Annotated in this window: 9 protein-coding genes; 5 read left to right on the top strand and 4 right to left on the bottom strand. The window is 59.6% G+C overall.

The window, feature by feature from the left end; translation table 11 throughout:
* Positions 1-8: 8 nt before the first annotated feature.
* The gene (locus AB688_RS22775; protein WP_081255309.1) at positions 9-1,268 is read right to left on the bottom strand and encodes a DUF2599 domain-containing protein; all 1,260 of its coding nucleotides are present in this window, start codon (positions 1,266-1,268) and stop codon (positions 9-11) included.
* 409 nt (positions 1,269-1,677) lie between these two features.
* Here AB688_RS22775 and AB688_RS22770 point away from each other — a divergent pair, with 409 nt between their 5' ends.
* From AB688_RS22770 to AB688_RS22750, 5 genes are all read left to right on the top strand, one after another.
* On the top strand, positions 1,678-3,687 hold the full coding sequence (locus AB688_RS22770; RefSeq protein ID WP_063545985.1) for a hypothetical protein: 2,010 nt from the start codon (positions 1,678-1,680) through the stop codon (positions 3,685-3,687).
* Positions 3,688-3,799: 112 nt separating this feature from the next.
* Positions 3,800-8,989 (top strand): hypothetical protein, encoded by a 5,190-nt coding sequence (locus AB688_RS22765; RefSeq protein ID WP_063545984.1) that lies wholly within the window; start codon positions 3,800-3,802, stop codon positions 8,987-8,989.
* Between the two features lie 93 nt (positions 8,990-9,082).
* Positions 9,083-10,969, top strand: coding sequence for a hypothetical protein (locus tag AB688_RS22760; RefSeq protein ID WP_063545983.1), 1,887 nt, complete (start codon positions 9,083-9,085; stop codon positions 10,967-10,969).
* Positions 10,966-12,813 carry a hypothetical protein gene (locus tag AB688_RS22755; protein WP_063545982.1) on the top strand — a complete coding sequence of 616 codons (1,848 nt, stop codon included), beginning with the start codon at positions 10,966-10,968 and terminating at the stop codon, positions 12,811-12,813. The genes AB688_RS22760 and AB688_RS22755 overlap by 4 nt, the downstream gene beginning before the upstream one ends.
* Before the next feature lie 197 nt (positions 12,814-13,010).
* Entirely contained in the window at positions 13,011-15,209 is a 2,199-nt protein-coding gene (locus AB688_RS22750; RefSeq protein WP_063545981.1) for an autotransporter outer membrane beta-barrel domain-containing protein, read from the top strand.
* Positions 15,210-15,267: 58 nt separating this feature from the next.
* Here AB688_RS22750 and AB688_RS22745 read toward each other — a convergent pair whose 3' ends face one another.
* The 3 genes from AB688_RS22745 to AB688_RS22735 form a co-directional block, all read right to left on the bottom strand.
* Positions 15,268-17,055 (bottom strand): hypothetical protein, encoded by a 1,788-nt coding sequence (locus AB688_RS22745; protein ID WP_063545980.1) that lies wholly within the window; start codon positions 17,053-17,055, stop codon positions 15,268-15,270.
* A gap of 225 nt (positions 17,056-17,280) precedes the next feature.
* Positions 17,281-18,330 carry an alkene reductase gene (locus tag AB688_RS22740; protein ID WP_063545979.1) on the bottom strand — a complete coding sequence of 350 codons (1,050 nt, stop codon included), beginning with the start codon at positions 18,328-18,330 and terminating at the stop codon, positions 17,281-17,283.
* A 19-nt stretch (positions 18,331-18,349) separates the two neighbouring features.
* Positions 18,350-19,522 carry an MFS transporter gene (locus AB688_RS22735; protein WP_054893812.1) on the bottom strand — a complete coding sequence of 391 codons (1,173 nt, stop codon included), beginning with the start codon at positions 19,520-19,522 and terminating at the stop codon, positions 18,350-18,352.
* Positions 19,523-19,525 lie beyond the last annotated feature (3 nt).

Below are 19,525 nucleotides of genomic sequence, written 5' to 3'. Positions count from 1 at the left end.
GTAACGTTTCAGAGCAGATTGCAACCGGCCTTGAGGTAGTCTTCCAGGGGCCGGTTCGGTCGGAACGGCTCAAGGTTCCATTCGGGTTTGTCGTGGGCAATACGCATGTGGCAGATCATCTGTTGTGTCATGCTGCCATTGTCATTTTGTACCCACTGCCAATCATTGCTAAATTTCTGACGCATTTCCTGATCTGCGGCGTTCTCCGCGTCCGCTGAAGGGTTTGCTTTCACTGCTCTGGCGCAATCTGTCGGAACCAGTCCAAGCGCCCATTCTTTACGTCCCGGATTGACATCGCTGCGCTCGAACCAGTGCCCAGAGACGAAGTAACGCGCACAGATCACATCACCCAGTCTGGCCTGGGACGCTTCGACATAATCGAAACGGGCATCGCGTCCAGATTGTGGCAATGTCAATGTGATGATGGGGACGAAGTTACCGGTTTCCTGATAGAACGCACGTTGATCCTGCTGCGCCTTGTGCAACCCCAGCGGCCTGTCGTGCAGGTAGAAGAACGCCTGGATCGGCAGGCGGGTCGGGATGTCCATATCCCAGGTCTCTGCGCGCAGTTCGTTGTTCTGCTTGTAAGGCGTTGCTGGCAGAAGCCCGGTGGCCTCCACTGCGGCATTGAACCCGCTCACCGCGATCTGTCCAAGCCCATTGGCGACCGAAAAGCCGCATTGCCTGGCGGGATGATTGCCGTAGTTGGCAAGCCAGCCCTGGGCTGTAGTGATGCCCTGTAGATGGCAGGGGCGACTGCTGGCGCCCCCCTCTTGCGACGGCCCGCAACCCTTCTCTGGGCGTGTTTGCCGCCCTCCGTCGGCCGGAAAGATGCACAGGACCTGCAAGGCTTGGATACCTGCGGGCCGGGCGTCTCCAGGATAGATCATGTAGCCGTTGGTGTCGTTGAAGGCCAGGCGGTTGAAGGTGGCATCCTTGGCCAGATACATGTAGGCGGTGCCGCCATTGTTTCGCTCTTCGGGCGTCGGGTTCCAGCTTTTTTCCTGAGTCAGTTGGGTTGTGCCTCGAAGTATCACGCCAGCGCACAGGAAGCGGGGCTTGTTGGTGCTGCCGCAGTTGACGGGGGTCTCATGGTAGCGGGCCTGCAGCGCCTGTGCTGTTTCTGGCCCTGGGTCCGCCAGTGCTGCGTGACCAATAGCCAGGCTTGCTGCCAGTAGGCTCAGGTTGAGGGTGACTGGGTGCGAATGCATAGCGGGTCTCTTGAAAGGTTGATGGGACTGTTCGCGCCCTGTCAGTGCGACGCTCATGCCGTACTGCGAAGACCCTAGGTAAAAGTGTCTATCCGAGCAACTGATAAATATGACAGGTGAATGCCACCGTCGAGTTGTCGGGCACCTAGTAATTTTGTCAGGTGTGCAGGGCTCCGGTTCTTGTTAGATTTTTCTTGCGACTTTGCGATAGGGAAACAGCCAGCGCATGTTGGAATATGGCGCGCCCTCGATGGGGCCAGTAACTATGTTTAGTCCAATTATCCACCGTGCTTTGCTCCGCATAGTGTTCACGTATTCCTACTGCTGAGTTTACTGCGCATACGTGGCACGGATTCACTGGCAGAGCGGTGTGCCTGTATTTGGAAACTTTCAGACTTCTCGAAATGACTACTGCAGTCCAGCGCACCGTCGTTTCACAAAAAAACCGACTCTATGGAGTTACATCATGACCGGATACACCAAGTTCGTGGAAAGAAGCAGTGTCCAGGCCAGGCCAGGTGCCCGCTCTGTCAAGCTCACCCAAGACCCAGGGGTTCTGGACCTCAACCCGATGGAAATCGCGGGCTTGATCGACGATGTGATACTTCCCGTGGCGGCTCAAGGTAGCGACCTTCAGGTGCTTATTCCTAATTGGCCTGAAAGCGAAGATGGCTATGAACTGATCTTGACGTGGAACGGCACCCAACTCACAGGCCCGGAAGCGCGTCATATCATCACCGCTGCAGAGCAAGCAGATCCGAAGTTCAAGTTTTCATTAACTTTCCTCGCCACCCATTGGAGCTCGGTCACACCGGAGCAAGACGTAACTTTCACCCTCGGCTATGTCAATATTCCTCATCCGGACACTACCCCCGATCCTGGCCCAACTCGCCCTTTGCGCATCGATAAGTTGCCACCTGGTGGCAGCACCCCCGAAACGCTTGCAGCGATCGAGTTCCCTACTGCGGTCGAAGCTCGTAATCGAATTCTCCTTACCGACTTCGTAGCGGACCTGCTGCCGACTCAGATCAAGGGTTATATTAATCAAGAGGCGGGAGATCAAATTACTGTCACCGCCACTGACGGTGCGACACCTGTGACATTTGGCCCTTTCACCGTCCTCGGGGCAAACCGGTACACCGATGCACAGTTTGAGCTCGCGAAGCTGCAGACGCTGCCGGACTTGACGCCTATCACCTTCACCTATCAAGTCGTGGACAAGGCAGGCAACCGTTCTATCGTGTCGCAGACTCGTACACTTGAGCTTTTGCTGGAGAACGTCCCCGCCACTCCTCTGCCAACGCCGATCGTACCGATTTACGACAGTGAAGGCCTGATTCTGGATGAGCATGCCAGGGCAGGGGTGGTGGTACAGATTCCTTTGTTCGATGAGGCCACGGTCGGCGATCAGATCATTGTCATCTGGGGCTCGCAACGGGCCGATGCCGCGACCATCACCAGCATCCCGACAACTGAACCTCTGCTTGAAGTGCAGTTGCTCTATAACCTGCTCATCCGTGACGTCCAATCCGGCTCGGTCAACGTCACCTACGAGCTCTGGCGCAGCGGATCCCTCATTGGCCAACCGGACACACCTGCCGTTGTCGAAGTCGAGTTGAGAGTCCCAGGAGGCCCGGACCCTGATCCGGAAACCCCTGAAAATGAAAACCTCAAGCCTGCGGATATTGTCGGGGGCGCTTCGGGTGGCACGAACGAGCTGTCGCCTGAGGACCTGAAGGTTGACGCGATGCTGTTCATTTCTCCTGAAACGGTCGACGGCAAGCCTCTTTTCGAGGCCGGCGATATCTTGGCCTTGCTGTGGGGCGCACAACCTGCTCAATCACTGGCCCCGGTTACTGCTGCAGAAGCTGCGGGCTCCGACGCTCTTGAACGGGTCGTGCCCTCTGCCCTTCTCCAGGCCGAAGGCAGTGGCACGGTAGCGATGCAGTACACGGTCGCCCGCGAATTCGGCGCAGGTGGGGAGCAAAACGCCTCGCTCTCGCCGGCGCAAGACGTGAATGTGCTCAACGGCGATGATCTGCCGGGCGGTGGGAACCCTCCGCCTCCACCGGTATTCACTCGCTTGAATTCAAATGGTGCGATTGGGCGTCCAGAAGCTGCATCTGACCTGCCGTTGCGAATCCCTGCCTACGTCAACATGGCGGTCGGTGACCTGATCGAAGTTTATCTGAGCGCAGACACCTCAGTGGGGGCTGTTCCGGGTGCGGATATCCCAGAGGCGACCGAAACCCTGCCTGTGATCACCGTCGTGCAAAAACACATCGATGACGGCTATATCGACGTCCAGATCGCGCGAGCGTGGGCGTTCAAAGTGTGCCGTGGTTCCGCCACACCTCATTACACAGCCACCAATCCGTCTCTCACGCCTTTGATCCCAGTGAAGTCCGACTCTAATCGGACGCCTGTATCGGTCCGTGAAAGTGGAGCGCCCACTTGTCCGATCCCCGCACCGTAGATCGATTGTGCCTACTGAAAAGCCTTGCAGGTTTATGCAGGCCACCGTTCGATGAGCGTATCTGACAAACGCGGCCGCCAGTAGATTCGGTGGCCAGCGTCAGGAGTTGCAAATGAGCCAATATCGATCCCACCCTTCGGTGCAGTCGACACGCAGGGCCCCTCCAGTTCTTCCGCCGCCGGTTATCCCTGCTGCCCATGACGGCCGTGGGCTGGGCCTTTATCTGTTGGACGATGAGCAGCGTCCGCTCGCCGTAACCATACTTGCGGTGCATCTGGAAAAAGATGACATCATCAAGCTGTACTGGAACGATATTCTGCTGGACACCCAGGCTTATGTTCCCAGTGATGGGTCCCAAATGACATTTCTGGTAGCGCCGTCCCGCATACCAGAGGGCAGCGGGCGCGTGCACTACACCTGGGAAGATCCCCTCGCGCCAGTACCTGACCCCTCCACGCCTCTGGATGTAGTGGTCAAGCGTGCGGTTCCGGGCGGCACCGATCCGGACCCCACCACCGAGATCAACGAAAACCTCACGCCTCCCCAAGGCATCCCCTCTCTGATCGATGCCGAGCAGGCGACGAAGGGTGTCGATGTCATCATCGGCTCTTACCAGAACCGGAGCGTGGGAGACACCGTGTGGCTCAGTTGGCACGGTCAGATACTGCAGAAGGATGTTCCCCCTGGCGTTCAGTCTTTCGAGATCCACGTTGATCAGGATGTCATCGAGCGCGCTGGCGAAACCGATCAACTGGTGGTGCGCTACGAGATCCGCGACGAGGTCAACAACCGCTCGAAATGGTCACCCTCGGCCGGTGGCGAGGTGGATCTGGGCAGTGGTGCGCTGGATGCCCCCCACGTTCCAGCTGCCGACGCTCAGGGGCGTGTGGACTACGAGGCGTTGACTGGAGATCTGGACGTGGTGCTCGGCCCTTATACGGGTATGAAGGTCAACGATTTCTTGGTCCTCAACTGGAAGGGTGAGGGTGCAGGGGGGCAGTTGCTGCCTGAAGTCAATATCCCCCATACAGTCGTGGATCAGGACTTGCCCGGTGGGGCTTTTGTAAAAGTGCCGAAAGCCGCAGTGGCTGCGGTGCTACAGGGCCAGGTGCGGCTGAGATACCAGCTCGTCGGTGGCGCCAACCCGGTATCTCGCAACACCAGCATCAGGGTCACCGGGCGTCTTTCGCTCCGGCCGCCCAAAGTGTTGGAAGCCGAGGATTCGGTACTGGACCCTGTTAAGGTGCCCCCGCAAGGGGTCAATGTGAGGATTGAACAGTACACCAGCATGGCAGAGGGTGACCTGTTGCTCATCGAGTGGGTGGGCAGGACCCGCTCCGGGGGTATCAGTTATCACTACAAAGAGGTCACCGTGCAGGGCGTCCAGGTGGGCAATCCCATCGAGCAGTTGTTCGATAAAACCCTTGTCCAGCACATCGCTGGGGGCTCGCTCGAGCTCTACTACACGCTCACTAGTGTCGGTGGTGCCAGATCCGCCTCTGACAAGCAGAGCCTGACGGTGAGAGAGAGCTCAACCATGCCGCGTCCAGATGTGCTCCACGCACAAGGCGATGTGCTGGATCCTGTGGATGTACCCAACGGCACCACGGTGACATGCCGCAAAGGTTTGTTCACGGCGGGTGATGAGCTTGAGATGTCCTGGGTCGGCCCTACACAGACCGAGGGTGACGACACGTATTACGAACGCAGAAGCCTTAGTGCCAATCAGGCTCAGCAGGACCAGGATTTCACCATCGACTCGAAGTACATCATCCGCAACAGTGAAAAGGATATATACGTCTTCTGCCGGATGATGAACCGGCAACTGGACTCCGAGATCTTTGCGCTGAAGATTCGGGCCCTGTCCACCGAATTGCTGCCTCCCGAAGTCAAGGAGGCTGCCGGTGGCAAACTCGATCCCATGCAAGCAAGAAATGGTGCTCATGTGACGGTGCGCTATCCAGGCATGCAAGCGAGTGATCGTATCGAGGTCAGATGGCTTGGCGTGGGGGCCCCGTCGGTGCCAGAGGTCGGTGGCGACGCGAAGGGTTTCGTTGATGTACCGATCCCGGCTGCCACTGTGGGCAGAAGCATCGGTCGCACGGTCCAGGTCAGTTTTGTTCGCATCCGGGATGGGGTTCCCACCCCGTCGCAGGTACTGGAGATGGTAGTCGATGCCCTTGATACCAGCGTCTTGAGCGATCTTGAACTCGATCATGACAACAATGGGCAGTTGGATCTGGATACGTTCCAGGGCAGCCCCTCCCTGCGCGTCGGGCCTTGGCCTTTTATCGCAGCAGGCCAGCGTTATTGGTTGGTAGGGACTGGCGAGAGCGCTGACGGGGGCGCTTATCGACACGAGTTCAGATCTCATATCCCAGTTGTTGCGGGGGAGGTCAGCCGTGGGTTGGTAATGGAGGTGTATCGAAACGAACTGGAGAAGCTTGCGCCCGATAAAAAGTTCACCTTGAACCTCATGGTCAATTTCCAAGGCGAGAATGACCCGTTCAACGCCCAGGCGTTCGCCCCTTGCGAAGTGGTGGTGACAGGCGGAGTGGGTACAGGAGATCTACCCCCGCCTGTCGTGAGCGGCACCACTGGGGACGTGTTGGATCCGATCACCGCGCGCGCGGGTGCGCGGGTGCGGGTCACCTATCCGCAAATGTCGGCCAATGACCAGATCGCGCTGAGTTGGAAGGGCGTATCAGGCGTGGGGACGCCGTCGATCAGTCCGGTTCCTGGCGATTCGCGTGGCTATGTCGATATCGATGTGCCGGCGAGCGCGGTCGGAGCCAACATCGGCAAGACCGTCGAGGTGAGTTACACCAGAACACGTAATGGCTCCACGCGTCCCTCGCAACTGCTGCCCTTGCGTGTCCAGTATCTTCAGTCTCGGGATCTGGAGCGCCCGACGCTCGATGAAGCGCCCAATGGAGAGCTGGATCTGGACAGCTTTGCTGGGAATCCTACCTTGCGTGCCAAACCTTGGCCGTTTATCGCTGCAGGACAGCGTTATTGGCTGGAGGGCGCTGGTACGCTCAAGGGCGGCGCTGCCTATGAGCACTTGTTCCGACAGAACGTCACAGTCACAGCGGCTGAAGTGGGCACTGGCCTGGTCATTACGCAAATCGCCCGATCAGAGCTTGAAAAGCTGGAGTTGGACAAGCCTCTGCGCTTGACACTCAAAGTCAACTTCGAGGGTATCAATGACCTGACGCAGACGCAGGGCTTCCCGGTACTGGAGGTGATTGTCAAAGAAGGCGCAGGTAATGGGGAACTGCCCGCGCCCGTGGTCGAGGATGCGGCTTTGGGCGTACTCGATCCGATGGCCGCGCTCAACGGGGCGAGGGTGAGAGTCGCCTACCCGTCCATGCAGACCACAGACACCATCCAGCTCAAATGGCTGGGTAGCGCAGGTGCGGGAACGCCGACGCTGCCTGATGTCGGCGGGAGCAGCAACGGTTTCGTCGACATCCCAGTGCCGGTTACCGCAGTGGCCGCCAATATCGGCAAATCAGTCGAAGTCCACTATGTGCGCAAGCGCAATGGTACGGAATTGGAATCCGAAGTGCTCGACCTGCGGATCGACTATCTCCAGCCGACTGATCTCGATACTCCTGTCGTCAAGGAGGCCAGCAACGGTGTGCTCGACCTGGACAGTTTTACCGGGCCGGCAACGTTCCTGGTCGAGCCCTGGCCCTTCATCGCCGCAGGCCAGCGCTACTGGCTGGAAGGCAAGGGCACCGAGAAGGGAGGGACTCCCTATACCTACCTGTTCAGAACCAACGTGACGGTTCCGCAGGATGCCGTGACCAAAGGATTGCAGCTACCCAATCTCTATCGCAGTGAACTCGAAAAGCTTGAGGAGGGCAAACCGTTCGACCTCACCTTCAAGGTCAATTTCGAGGGTGTGAACGATCAGCCCAACACTCAGGCATTTCCGCTGGCAACAGTGAATATCGAGCGTGGGACAGGTGCTGGCGAACTGCCTGAGCCTGGGGTTGAGGGTGCGACAGCCGCAGGTGCACTCAATCCGATACTGGCACGGACCAAAGCAGTAGTGAAGGTCGAGTATCCGCAAATGCTGCAAAGCGATCGGATCGCCTTGAAGTGGGTTGGAGTATCAGGGCCTGGGACGCCGACTATTGCGCCTGTCGATGGACGCACGGCGGGCTTCGTCAATATCGATGTGCCGGCCTCGGCTGTAGGGGCGAACATCGGCAAGACGGTCGAGGTCACTTACACACGCACGCGCTCTGGTCGTGACCTGGACTCGAAGGTGTTGTCGCTGAGAATCCAGTATTTGCAATCGACCGACCTGAAGACGCCCGTGCTCAAGCAGGCGGCCAATGGCGAGCTTGACCTCAAGAGCTTCACGGGTGACGCCCAATTGGATGTCGAACTCTGGCCGTTCGCCGCTCAGGGGCAGCGATACTGGCTTACAGGGCGCGGTACGTTGAAAGCGGGTGGAGACTACGAGCACGCCTTCAGGACCAATGTGACCCTCAGCGCCACTGATGTCAGCAAAGGGAAACTCGAACTCACGGTTCAGCGCGCCCAGTTGAACCTGCTCAAGCTGGATGCGGAACTGAGTCTGACGCTTCAGGTGAACTTCGAAGGCATCAATGACTTGCCCAACTCGCAGGGCTTTCCGCCGACGCGGGTCAAGGTCGTTGAGAAGGGGCTGCCGGTTGCGGAGGTCGAGAAGGCCACTGGCCCGAACAAAGACCAACTGGACATGAACGACTTCTACAACGCATCCAGTGTCAGGGTAACGGTGCGCAAGTACGCTGGCATGGCTGCGGGGGATACGGTGATGTTGCGCTGGCAGAACCCGCGTTCGACCTGGCGCTCAGATATCGTCACCGTGGGGGCGTTGATTGATCTCACATTCCAGGTGCCGAGAATGGAACTGATCGATTCGATCGGGCAGACCGTCCCGCTCGACTACACCGTCATACGCGGTGGTGTTGGAAGCCGGGAATTTTCCGAGGTGTTGTCGCTGGTTGTCGCGCGCCAGCCGATCCTGCTCGGCCCGCCTACCTATACCGCTGCCAGCCGTACGCTCACGGTGCGTTATGCCCAGGCTGCCGTGAATCATACGGTCAAGGTGCGTTGGGATGGCGCGGTGCTCAGGGAAACAGACACCCAGCTGGTGAACCCGAACGGCAACCCGTTCGTGATCGATCAAGCCTGGGTCACGGAAAACGCTGGGAAAACAGTGCTGGTGAACTACAGCATCTCTCGGCAACTGCCTACGGAGCGCCTGCTGTTCTCGCAAGTGTTGCGGTTGCAGCTCTAGACGGCCATTACCCGCGAGGCCAGAAGCAACTCACCCCCTCTGACCCAGTGAAGGCTCTGGAGGGGTGAGTGTTGCCGCACCTTAGGAGTTCTTATGATGAACATCATGCGATGCGTTCGTAGCTTGCTCATGCTTGTGGGCATTTGGGCGCTGGCCGCTTGTAGCACAATTCGCACGGCCTCGGATGACACGCAGAGCTCGGTTTTTGCTAGCGGTGTCGCATCAGCGGGCTTCACCGTTCCTGCGCCGTTATTGGTTCAAGGGCAGGTCATCAACCGTCGGCATACACTGGGACTGGACAACTTCACCGACTACGTGACGGTTCATGTCAGCTTTCCCGATATGGCGGTGGGTCATGTTGTCGGCTTGCGCTGGAAAGGTGCCGGCGAGTTCAATGCTCCGACCCAACGGATTACCCAGGTTGGCACTCAGGTCTTCAGGATACCCAGGGCGGAGGTCGCCAAGGATGACGGTCGCACGGCTGTATTGACGGCAAGCGTGGGAGGAAATGGACTTCCCTCGCTGATCATTTCCGATCCGTTGACGGTGGCGGTACAGACCAACCTGGCCTTACCCATCCCCACGCCTGTCGTGAGCGGTCTGAATGCCAATGGCGAATACGACCTGAGCCAGGGCGATGCACAGGTCGTTGTCGATTACCCGGGCATGAAAGTGAACGACACGATACGGCTGCTCTGGAAAGGCAAGCAGTCTCACTGGAGCCCGGTGTTCAAGGTGCAGAAGGTAGAACCCGCGAGGCTCAGTATCACCACCACTCAGATGTCCGACGACAAGGACAGTGCCGCTGTGGTGACCGCCAGCGTCGGCGCAGGTGGGCCATTGCTGATTTCCCAAGGGGTGAGCGTCAAGGTTGTTGGCGAGCGGTCTAGCTTGTCGGCGCCCGTGGTGACCCAGGCAACCCCTGGGCGGTTGGACCTCAACGACGTGGCGGACAAGGTGACGGTGGTCTTCGATGATCCGGGAACGGTCTCGGGCTCGACGGTAAGGATCCTGGTCAAGGGCAAGGCGGAGCATTACACGCCAATCGCTACCGCTACCGGCCCTGGTCCTGTTACCTTTCAAATCGATCGCAGCGTGTTCGCGAATGATAAAGATGGCGATGTTCTGCTGACGGCCAGCCGCGGCGGCAACGGTACACCGATCGTGGTCTCGCCCCCACTCACGTTGACGATCGTCCAGCCCAGCGGGGCAGATATCCTTGCCAGCCTCGATGCACGCTATAACAGCGTTGGTGCCTGTGGCAACAATCGTTCGGCGTTCTACTGCAACGGCGTGCTGGTGCGTTCGGTAGATAATGGCGCCTTCGATCCCTGGGCTCCGAGCCCCAACCAGACAAGAATCGGTGCCACGTCATTCTCCTACATGCGCAAGGATGCAGTGGTCCGTGATACGTATCGTTTAGCGGGCTTCGTTTTCGCCAGCCTTGACGACGCCCAAGCGCTGGGCAAGCCGGTGCAGCCGCTGTGCATCTATCCCTTCGATGCCTCGACTGGTGTAGATCAGGCCGGCACCAAAGGTTGCGGCTCACGCGGTATTCCCAGTACCAGCCCCACCGATCTGAGCACCTGTGCCATGACGCCCACTCCGGCGACCACTCTCGCCACATGGCAGGCCTACACCCGGACGATCCCCGGGCAGTCCCGGCAATGCTCGTTGAGCGTACAGGTTCCGGCGCAGTTCGAGCTCTCCCTGGAGGCCAGGCGCAATCCTACGCCAAATCTCAACAACAGCTGGAACGAACTGATGATCGAGATCTGGCCAGTTGGTGCTGGGCAAAAGCTTCCCATAGTGGCGTTCTTTTACAAGGCCGGACAGGCGGCGAGCTTGGCCAATGCCAAAACCTTCCAGCAGAAGTTCCGGGACAAGACGCAGCGTTGGGTTCCGGTGATCTCGGTCAACTTCAGTAACCAGGTTGCGCCGTTCGCATACAACCCCGCGGATCAAGGAGTGACACCTTGAAAGGCAACATCTGGATAGTCATGAGCAGCGCCGTACTGCTGGCAGCGGCGGGTTGCACGGGTAATGCTCAAAACACCGGCCTTGGCCAGCAGGTGGGACTCGCGCGTTTCGATGTTCCGGCGCCGATTCTGGTCGAGGGCCGTGAGCAGGTTATCGGCCTTGACAATTTCGGTGATCAGCTCAGCGTGCATGTGAACTATGCGTCAATGGCTGTAGGCCACACGGTCGGGTTGCGCTGGCGAGGCAAAGAGCTGCGTGATATGCCATTGCAGACCGTCGGACAGGTGGGTGCGCTCGTATTCAAAGTGCCTAGAAGTGTGGCCCAGAACGATGTTGGCAGTACCGCTCGGTTGACCGCCAGCGTCGGTGTACCTGGCTCGCCATTGATCATCTCAAGTCCGCTCGATGTGCAGGTGGTGCAGTCGCTGCCTTTCGAGATTCCTGCGCCGAAGCTGGTCGGGATCAATGCCGAGGGAGACTATCGCTCTGGCAACGATGACGCGATGGTCAACGTCGACTACCCCACAATGAAGGTAGGGGACACCATTGGCCTCAGGTGGAAGGGACGTGAAACCACTACGTTGCCGGTGCAGAGGATCGGCAAACTGGGGCCTGTGACGTTCAAGGTGCCGGTGAGTGCTGTCAGCCGTGATGTCGGTAGCGCGGTGATGATCTCTGCCAGTGTGGGAGGGGATGGTAATCCACTGCGCATTTCCCAGGCGGTCAGTGCACGGATATTGGCGCAGTCGCCGCTTGAAGCACCCATCGCCGAGCAGGCGGTGCAGGGTGAGCTTGACCTCAATCGGATCGCAGCGAGTACACCGATCAAGGTGCAGGCTCAACGCTTGCAGAAGGACGACATCGTAGGTATGCGCTGGCAAGGGGTAGAGCGTCTGGACTTGCCCACGCAACGCTATGGCGGCACAGGCGATATCCTTTTCCAGGTCAACAAGGATGCTGTCGTCAAGGACCTGGACAAGGCCGTGCGCATTACCGCGAGTCTGGGACGTGGCGGTAATCCTCTGGTGATCTCCGCGCCCCTGGATCTGAAGATCATCAAATCCGCATTGCCCCCTGGAGAGATCGTCGCGGCACGCTTGAATGAACGTTATCGGGCGGTGCCAGCCGCCTGCAACGGCAACACGCCAGCTTATTACTGCAGTGGTGTGATAACGCGGGGCACGACCAACGACGCGTTCGATCCATGGAATCCAAGTCCTGGATCGGTAAACCTGGGGTCCGTGTCGTTTTCGTTCATTCGTATGGATTCCCATACGCCTGGTCTCTATGGACGCAGTGGTTTCATCTTCACGGATCAGGAAACTGCCATCGCGCAAGGCAAGGCCCAGACCTTGCGCTGTATCTACCCCTACAACGCAAGCACTTCGACGAACGCCAATAACAATGGATGCGGACTGCGACGTACCCTTGATGCCGTCGACCAGAGTTCCTGCGCGGCGATCAACGTTACCACGGCAGCACAATGGGTCAATCATGCGCGTGGCGTGCCTAGTTCAGCCTACCAATGCTCACTTAGTACGCAGGTAGCTTCCCAGTTCTTGGCCTCGCTGCAAGCGAGGGCTACACCTTTACCTAACATGACTTATGGCTGGAACGAAATTCTCATCCAGACCTGGCCTCAGAACATCGGCGATAGATTGCCTATCGAAGCCTTCTACTACATTGCCAGCAAGGCCGGGGGAGCGGCGGACGCCAAGGTGTACCAGACAAAGTACAAAACCCGTACCAATCTTTGGGTGCCGGTGATCCGGCTGGATGAGAGCCAGTATGGTAAGGGTGATCCCTTCACATACCTGTCTACAGACCAGGCGGTGCAGCCCTGAAGCGATTGGAGGTTAAAAATATAGGGAAAATCCTACATAGCTGATGGGAAAGGATTTGGATAATTCGCGGCCATCCAGCGTTTCACCATGATCTGCTCAGGCTCGACTGCACCTGGGCCTGAGGGTGGGGAGGCGATCCGCAGCCCTCAATTGCGCTCAGCGTAATCAGGACGGCGACTCAACACAGGAAGCCAAGCATGACACTCAACTCGCACAAATCACACTTGTCCTTCGTCGCTACCCTGGTTGCGATGACTGTTAACGGCATCGCCCATGCAAAGACCCTCGACGGGGAAAGTGCCCGGGTGGACGTTCCGGAATCCGAGTTCTATTTGTTGCTCAACGGCTCTCGCCTTGAGGTGAGCTCGAGCGGCAGCATTCTTGATGTGGAGGCGCGTAATGGTTCCCAGGTGGTCGTCGATGGAGGCGTGATACAAGGGCGAGGTCCAGCCACCGGCCTTGCTTTGAACGATGGCAGCTCGGCGCGTCTGAACAATGCGACGGTCACTGGTGGTACCTATGGTGCGAGCGGATCTTCAGCCGCAACGATGAGTGCCACCGGCGGCAGCATCACTGGTCAGAACGGCTTGAGTTTTTCAGGTGGGAGTACGTTGGACCTGGCTGGAACCTCCGTCACCGGGACCGGCGGCGTCGGAGCATTCGTACTGGGTTCGACACTCAACGCTTCCCAAGGTACGGCTATCACCGGCGCAACTTCGGGTATCGAAATACGCCAGGACCGAAACACTGCCGCGCCCGAGGCGCGGGTCAACCTCGACAGTTCCACCGTGGTCGGCCAGAACGGTGCCGCCATCGTTGTCAGGGACAGTGGCAACGGCAACAAGGGCACAGCGCACATCCTGGTTGGCAACAAGAGTCAGCTCTCGGGCAGCAACGGCAACATTCTCGAAGTCAATCGTGGCATGACGGCAGACTTCGTGGTCGACGACAGCACTCTTCAAGGTGATATCGTGGTCGATTCCACCAGTAATGCAGACATCACCCTGCGCAACCAGGCGACGTTGACCGGCAACATGACCAACGTGCGAAGCCTGGGAATCGACAATGCCACCTGGGTCCTGAGTCAACTGCAGACGGACGGTGTGAAGGACCTTTCGCTCAATGGCGGCAGGGTAGTGCTCAATACCGATGGCACGGTATCCGAGGGTTTCAAGACACTGACGGTCGATAGCTTGTCGGGCAATGGCGTGTTCGTGATGAAGGTCGATCTGGCCGAGTCCGAAGGCGACAAACTGGTGGTGAGGAATGAAGCGAATGGCAATCACCAGTTGAGCGTCAGCAGCACCGGCAACGAACCCCAGGCGGGTGCCCAGCCGCAGCTGTTGGTCCAGACCGGGGGCGGTAGTGCACAGTTTGGCCTGGAACATGAGGTCGACCGCGGCGCGTTCGTCTACACCCTGGAAAAAGGTGAAACCGATGACAATTGGTACTTGGTGCAGAAGCTTGCCGACGATGGCGACCCGATCGTCACCCCAAGCACTCGCGTAGTACTCGGATTGTTCAGCGCGGCACCGACCGTCTGGTATGGCGAGCTGTCATCGCTGCGTACCCGCATGGGCGAGTTGCGCCTGGGGCAGGGTCAGGGTGTCTGGATGCGCAGCTATGGTAATCGCTTCAATACATCCGCGGGCAGTGGTGTCGCCTATCAGCAGAACCAGAGCGGCCTGAGCATCGGTGCCGACGGAGCAGTGCCAGGCCACGATGGACGCTGGCTGGTCGGGGTCATGGGTGGTTACAGCGAGTCCGATCTCAACTTCAGCCTGGGATCGTCCGGCAAGGTCAAGAGCTACTATGTGGGTGCCTATACCACTTGGATGTCCGACGCCGGCTATTACGTCGATGGCGTAATCAAGTACAACCGTTTCGACAATCGCGGCGACGTAATCATGAGTGATGGCGTGCGAGCCAAAGGCAGCTACGACAACAGTGGCCTGGGCGCCTCGATCGAAGTCGGCAAGCACATCAAGCTCGACGACGGCTGGTACGTGGAACCCTTCACCCAATTGTCGACCCTGTGGGTTGGCTCTGACAGTTACTCACTGGACAACGGTTTGCGAGCGCGCAGTGAGGGTGCCGATTCGGTACTGGGCAAGTTGGGTGCCCAACTCGGGCGCAACATTCAGCTTGAGGGTGGCGCAACCCTGCAGCCCTATGTGAAAGCAGCTGCGGCTCATGAGTTCATCAAGGGCAACAAGGTCAGGGTCAATGACAACCGCTTCAGCAACGATCTTTCCGGCACCCGTGGGGAGTTTGCCGTAGGCCTGGCGGCTCAGGTGTCCGAGGTATTGCAATTGCACGGCGAGTTCCAGTACAGCAACGGCGAAAACATCGAGCAGCCCTACGGTGTGAATCTTGGCCTGCGTTACAACTTCTGAAAACGCCCGAGCCCGCGCACTGACTTGGGTGCGCGGGCTCGAGTTCTTGCCTCAGGGACTACTGACGGACCGTGACTGTCGACACCGGAAAGGCCAATGCGCGTGTCTTCCGATCGTTGCCTTCGAAGTTCACCCAGGTTTCGAAGCGCAGTTCACTGCCCGATTCGAGTGAGGCCAGATCACGTCTCTCGAGTTTGTAGACCAATGCCAGCCCCGCCTGTTCGGCCGTTATGACGTGCGCCTCGGCAAGTTGTCGACTGAAAGGGCCTCCCGTCGCCAGCGTGCCGCTGACAGTAAGCCATAGTCGTTGCCCTGCAGCCATGAAGAACCAATCCTCCAGCACCAATGCCGCATCTGCTGTGAAGCGTTTGAGGTCCAGTACCCCATCCGTGGCCTGCTCTGGCATTGGAGCGCGTAATATTTCTGGCGAAAAGGGCAGTACCTCCAGCGTTAAATCCTGGCTGCTGGCCTCGGGAATAGTGGGGTCGGCGCGAATCAGCCGGTAGTTCAATACCAGTGAGCGCCCCAAATGCGATGCTAGCACTGCATGTGGAACGGTCATGTACTGAGTCTGGGTGGCGCTGCCTGATGCGTAGCCTTCCACGGGGACGTATGTTCCTGGACTCTCCTGGTAATAGAGCACCAGTGTGTCGCTCGGGAGCATGCCGGGGTAACGGATCTTCGCGATTGCCGAGCCTAGAGCATGCAGGGGGGCGAGCTTGCCTCCGACTGCCTGGACGATGGCCAGGGCAGGCAGGGCCGTTGCCGGTTTGATCACCACCCGCAGATTCATGATGGGAAATGCCTGGGACGAAGCGGGATCATTGGCTCCGTCGAAGGTGACCCGTAACGAGAGTGTCAAGGTGCTGTTATCACGCAAGCCCTCCAGGTCCCTGCGCGCCAGTGGCAAGCGCAGTCCATCGGAGAGGTGTGATGGTGTGATGGACAGGCCGATAGCAACAGGTTTGGCGTACTCTGAGCCATCGCTGTTCTCGCCCTTTGCTTCCATCCAGCAGCGTTGTCCGACGGCAATCAGTGGCCAGGGTGAGGCTATGAGGTTGGCATCCGAGGCGAAGGTACTGAGGTCGAGTATTCCGTTGCGACTTTCGTCCGCGTCCGGGGAGGGGAGGTCGGTATCGGCGAAGGGTGATACCGTCAGTGTCGTCCGGGCTGACTCGATTCGGTCTGCGCCTGGTGAGACAACGCTGTAGTACAGCGTCACGCTTTTACCGACATTTGCGCCCACCACCGAGGCGAGAGTATCGAAGGACTGGCTTCCCGATCCACTGCCTGGTTTGGACTGTGGATCGGGGGTCCCTGCGCCAGGTGTGCCTTGCCAGTACATCGTGATGGTCTGGTCTGTCCGCATGTCGGGATAAGTGACCAATACTTCGACTCCGTCCTGTGCCACCATGGGGTCGAGCCTGTCCCCAGGCGCCTGTACCACGCTAGGTCGGGGGTAGTGGACCTGTGTACTGCCGATCCTCAGGACCAGTTCTTCCGAGGGAAGGCGCTGTCGTTCTCGTTCGATTTCGTATTTCACCCCGACCTGTTTTCCCTCGCTGGCAGTGACGAATCTTTTCGGGACGGGAAAAGGTATCTCGCGCCCCGCATTTGCCTGGTTGATCGGAATGTAGTCGGTGAGGGAGTCGTTCTCGTCGTTTTCCGGCCCAGTCCAGAACGCATGGAGCGTGTCCCCGACCTGGGTGTCTGCCGTTGCCGGTACCCGGAGCGAGGTGCCACCGGCGGGGACTTTTTCGGGGTCCAGTTCCCCCCTTACGGAATAGTCCACTGTGGGGCGGGGCAGTAGCGCGTTTTGTGCATGAAGGTGCGGCGTTGTCGACATCATCTACTCCCGGTGCGGGCGCGGGTTTGCGTGACGTCCTATTCAACGGTGTGAACGGCTGATTGGAAACTGGCAAAAATATTAGGTAGTACGTGCCGGGCTTGCGCCGCGACAGTCAATGTCAATGGTCGTGATCCGACCGGATCCTTATCTGGGCCTGCCAAATGCGTCGGGTCGACTGGCGGCAGAGAACGAGCCGGCAAGGCTCATTCTCTGCGGCGCGCATTACAAACGCGGATAGTCGATGTAGCCCACTGGCCCTTTGCCGTAGAACGTCTCGGGGTGCGGCTCGTTCAGCGGCGCATCGGCTGCCAGGCGTGCTGGCAGGTCTGGGTTGGCGATGAACGGGATGCCGAAGGCGACGGCATCGGCCTTGCCGCTGGCCAGTGCTGCGTTGGCGGTGGCCTTGGTGAAGCGTTCGTTGACGATGTAGGGGCCGCCGAACGCCTCTTTGATCAGCGGGCCGATGCTGTCGTCGGCTTCTTTTTCCCGCGAGCAGATGAAGGCGATGCCGCGCTTGCCCAGTTCACGGGCAACGTAGGTGAAGGTCTCGGCGCGGTCGGCGTCGCCCATGTCATGGGCATCGGCCCGTGGTGCGAGATGCACGCCAACGCGCTTGGCGCCCCACACACCGACCACCGCGTCGGTCACTTCCAGCAGCAGGCGGGCACGGTTTTCCAGCGAGCCGCCGTATTGGTCGGAGCGCTGGTTGGTGCTGCTCTGCAGGAACTGATCGAGCAGGTAACCATTGGCGCCATGGATTTCCACGCCGTCGAAACCAGCAGCCTTGGCGTTCTCGGCACCGGTCCGGTAAGCCTCGACGATGTCAGCGATTTCTTCGGTTTCCAGCGCACGTGGAGTCGGGTAGTCGCTCAGCGGACGCACCAGGCTGACGTGGCCTTTGGGCTGGATCGCGCTTGGGGCCACCGGTAGCTCACCGTTCAGGTACGACGGGTGGGAGATGCGCCCCACGTGCCACAGTTGCAGGAAGATGCGCCCGCCGGCGCCATGCACGGCCTGGGTCACGTTGAGCCAGCCACGGACCTGGTCGTTGGACCAGATGCCGGGGGTGTCGGGATAGCCGACGCCCATCGGCGTGACCGAAGTGGCTTCGCTGAGGATCAGGCCGGCGCTGGCGCGCTGCACGTAGTACTCGGCCATCAGTGCGTTGGGCACGCGGCCCTCGTCGGCACGGCAGCGGGTCAGCGGGGCCATGATGATGCGGTTGGGCAGCTCGAGGTCGCCCAGGGTGATCGGATCGAAAAGCGTGGTCATATCGCAAGCCTCGCGTAGGTCAGTTGGATGCAGCGGCCAGTTCGGCGTCGTTGTCGCCGCGCTGGTTGAAAGTGATCAGGGTGACGATCAGCGCCAGGACAGCCAGGGCACCTGCAGCCAGCGGTACGCTGGTCAGGCCCAGGCCATGGGCGATGACGCTGCCGCCGACCCAGGCGCCCAGGGCGTTGCCCAGGTTGAAAGCGCCAATATTCAGGGTCGAGACCAGGTTCGGCGCATCCTTGCCGTAGGTGACCACGTTGACCTGCAGCGCCGGAACGGCGGCGAAGGCAGCGGTGGCCCAGAGGAACAGGGTGATTTCGGCGGGCACCAGCGCGTTGCTGGTCCAGCTGAACAGGGTGGAGACCACCGCCATGGTGGCGAACACGCCCACCAGCGTGGCGGCGAGGCGGCGATCTGCAAGCTTGCCTCCGAGGATGTTACCCAGCGTCAGGCCCAGGCCGATCAGCACCAGGGTCCAGGTCACGCCGCGTGGCGATACGCCGGTAACATCACCGAGCAGTGGCGCGACGTAGGTGAACAGGGCGAACACCGAGGCCGAGAACAGTACGGTCATGCTCAGCGACAACCAGATCCGGGCACCCTTGAGGGAGGCGAGTTCAGCACGCATGTCGACCTTTTCGGCATCCTGTTGCAGGGGCAGGAAGCGGATCAGGCCGATCAATGCGATCACGCCGATGCCGGTCACGGCCCAGAAGGTCGAGCGCCAGCCGGCGACCTGGCCCAGGGCGGTGCCCAGTGGCACGCCGAGCACGTTGGCCAGGGTCAGGCCGGTGAACATCAGGGCCACGGCCGAGGCGCGGCGGTTGGCCGGCACCAGGCTGGCCGCGACCACCGAGCCGATACCGAAGAAGGCACCGTGGCACAGGGCGGTGACCACGCGGGCGAACATCAGCAGGTTGTAGTCGCTGGCCACTGCACACAGCAGATTGCCGACGATGAACACGCCCATCAGCACCACCAATGCCGCCTTGCGTGGCAGACGGGCCGTGGCCAGGGCCATGAACGGCGCTCCGATCGCCACGCCCAGGGCGTAGCCGGTCACCAGCCAGCCGGCGCCGGGAATGCTCACCCCCAGGTCGCGCGCCACATCGGGCAGCAGGCCCATGATGACGAACTCGGTGGTGCCGATGGCAAAGGCGCTCAGCGCCAGGATCAACAGTGAAAGGGGCATTGC

It is taken from the genome of Pseudomonas putida, assembly GCF_001636055.1.
Classification (GTDB): Bacteria; Pseudomonadota; Gammaproteobacteria; order Pseudomonadales; family Pseudomonadaceae; genus Aquipseudomonas; species Aquipseudomonas machongensis.
This window is presented reverse-complemented; position numbering and strand designations above follow the sequence as displayed.

Excerpts from the sequence above, each read along its gene's own strand:
- AB688_RS22775 (WP_081255309.1), bottom strand. The coding sequence starts at position 1,268 with ATGAGCGTCGCACTGACAGGGCGCGAACAGTCCCATCAACCTTTCAAG.
- AB688_RS22770 (WP_063545985.1), top strand. The coding sequence starts at position 1,678 with ATGACCGGATACACCAAGTTCGTGGAAAGAAGCAGTGTCCAGGCCAGG.
- AB688_RS22765 (WP_063545984.1), top strand. The coding sequence starts at position 3,800 with ATGAGCCAATATCGATCCCACCCTTCGGTGCAGTCGACACGCAGGGCC.
- AB688_RS22760 (WP_063545983.1), top strand. The coding sequence starts at position 9,083 with ATGATGAACATCATGCGATGCGTTCGTAGCTTGCTCATGCTTGTGGGC.
- AB688_RS22750 (WP_063545981.1), top strand. The coding sequence starts at position 13,011 with ATGACACTCAACTCGCACAAATCACACTTGTCCTTCGTCGCTACCCTG.
- AB688_RS22745 (WP_063545980.1), bottom strand. The coding sequence starts at position 17,055 with ATGTCGACAACGCCGCACCTTCATGCACAAAACGCGCTACTGCCCCGC.
- AB688_RS22740 (WP_063545979.1), bottom strand. The coding sequence starts at position 18,330 with ATGACCACGCTTTTCGATCCGATCACCCTGGGCGACCTCGAGCTGCCC.
- AB688_RS22735 (WP_054893812.1), bottom strand. The coding sequence starts at position 19,522 with ATGCCCCTTTCACTGTTGATCCTGGCGCTGAGCGCCTTTGCCATCGGC.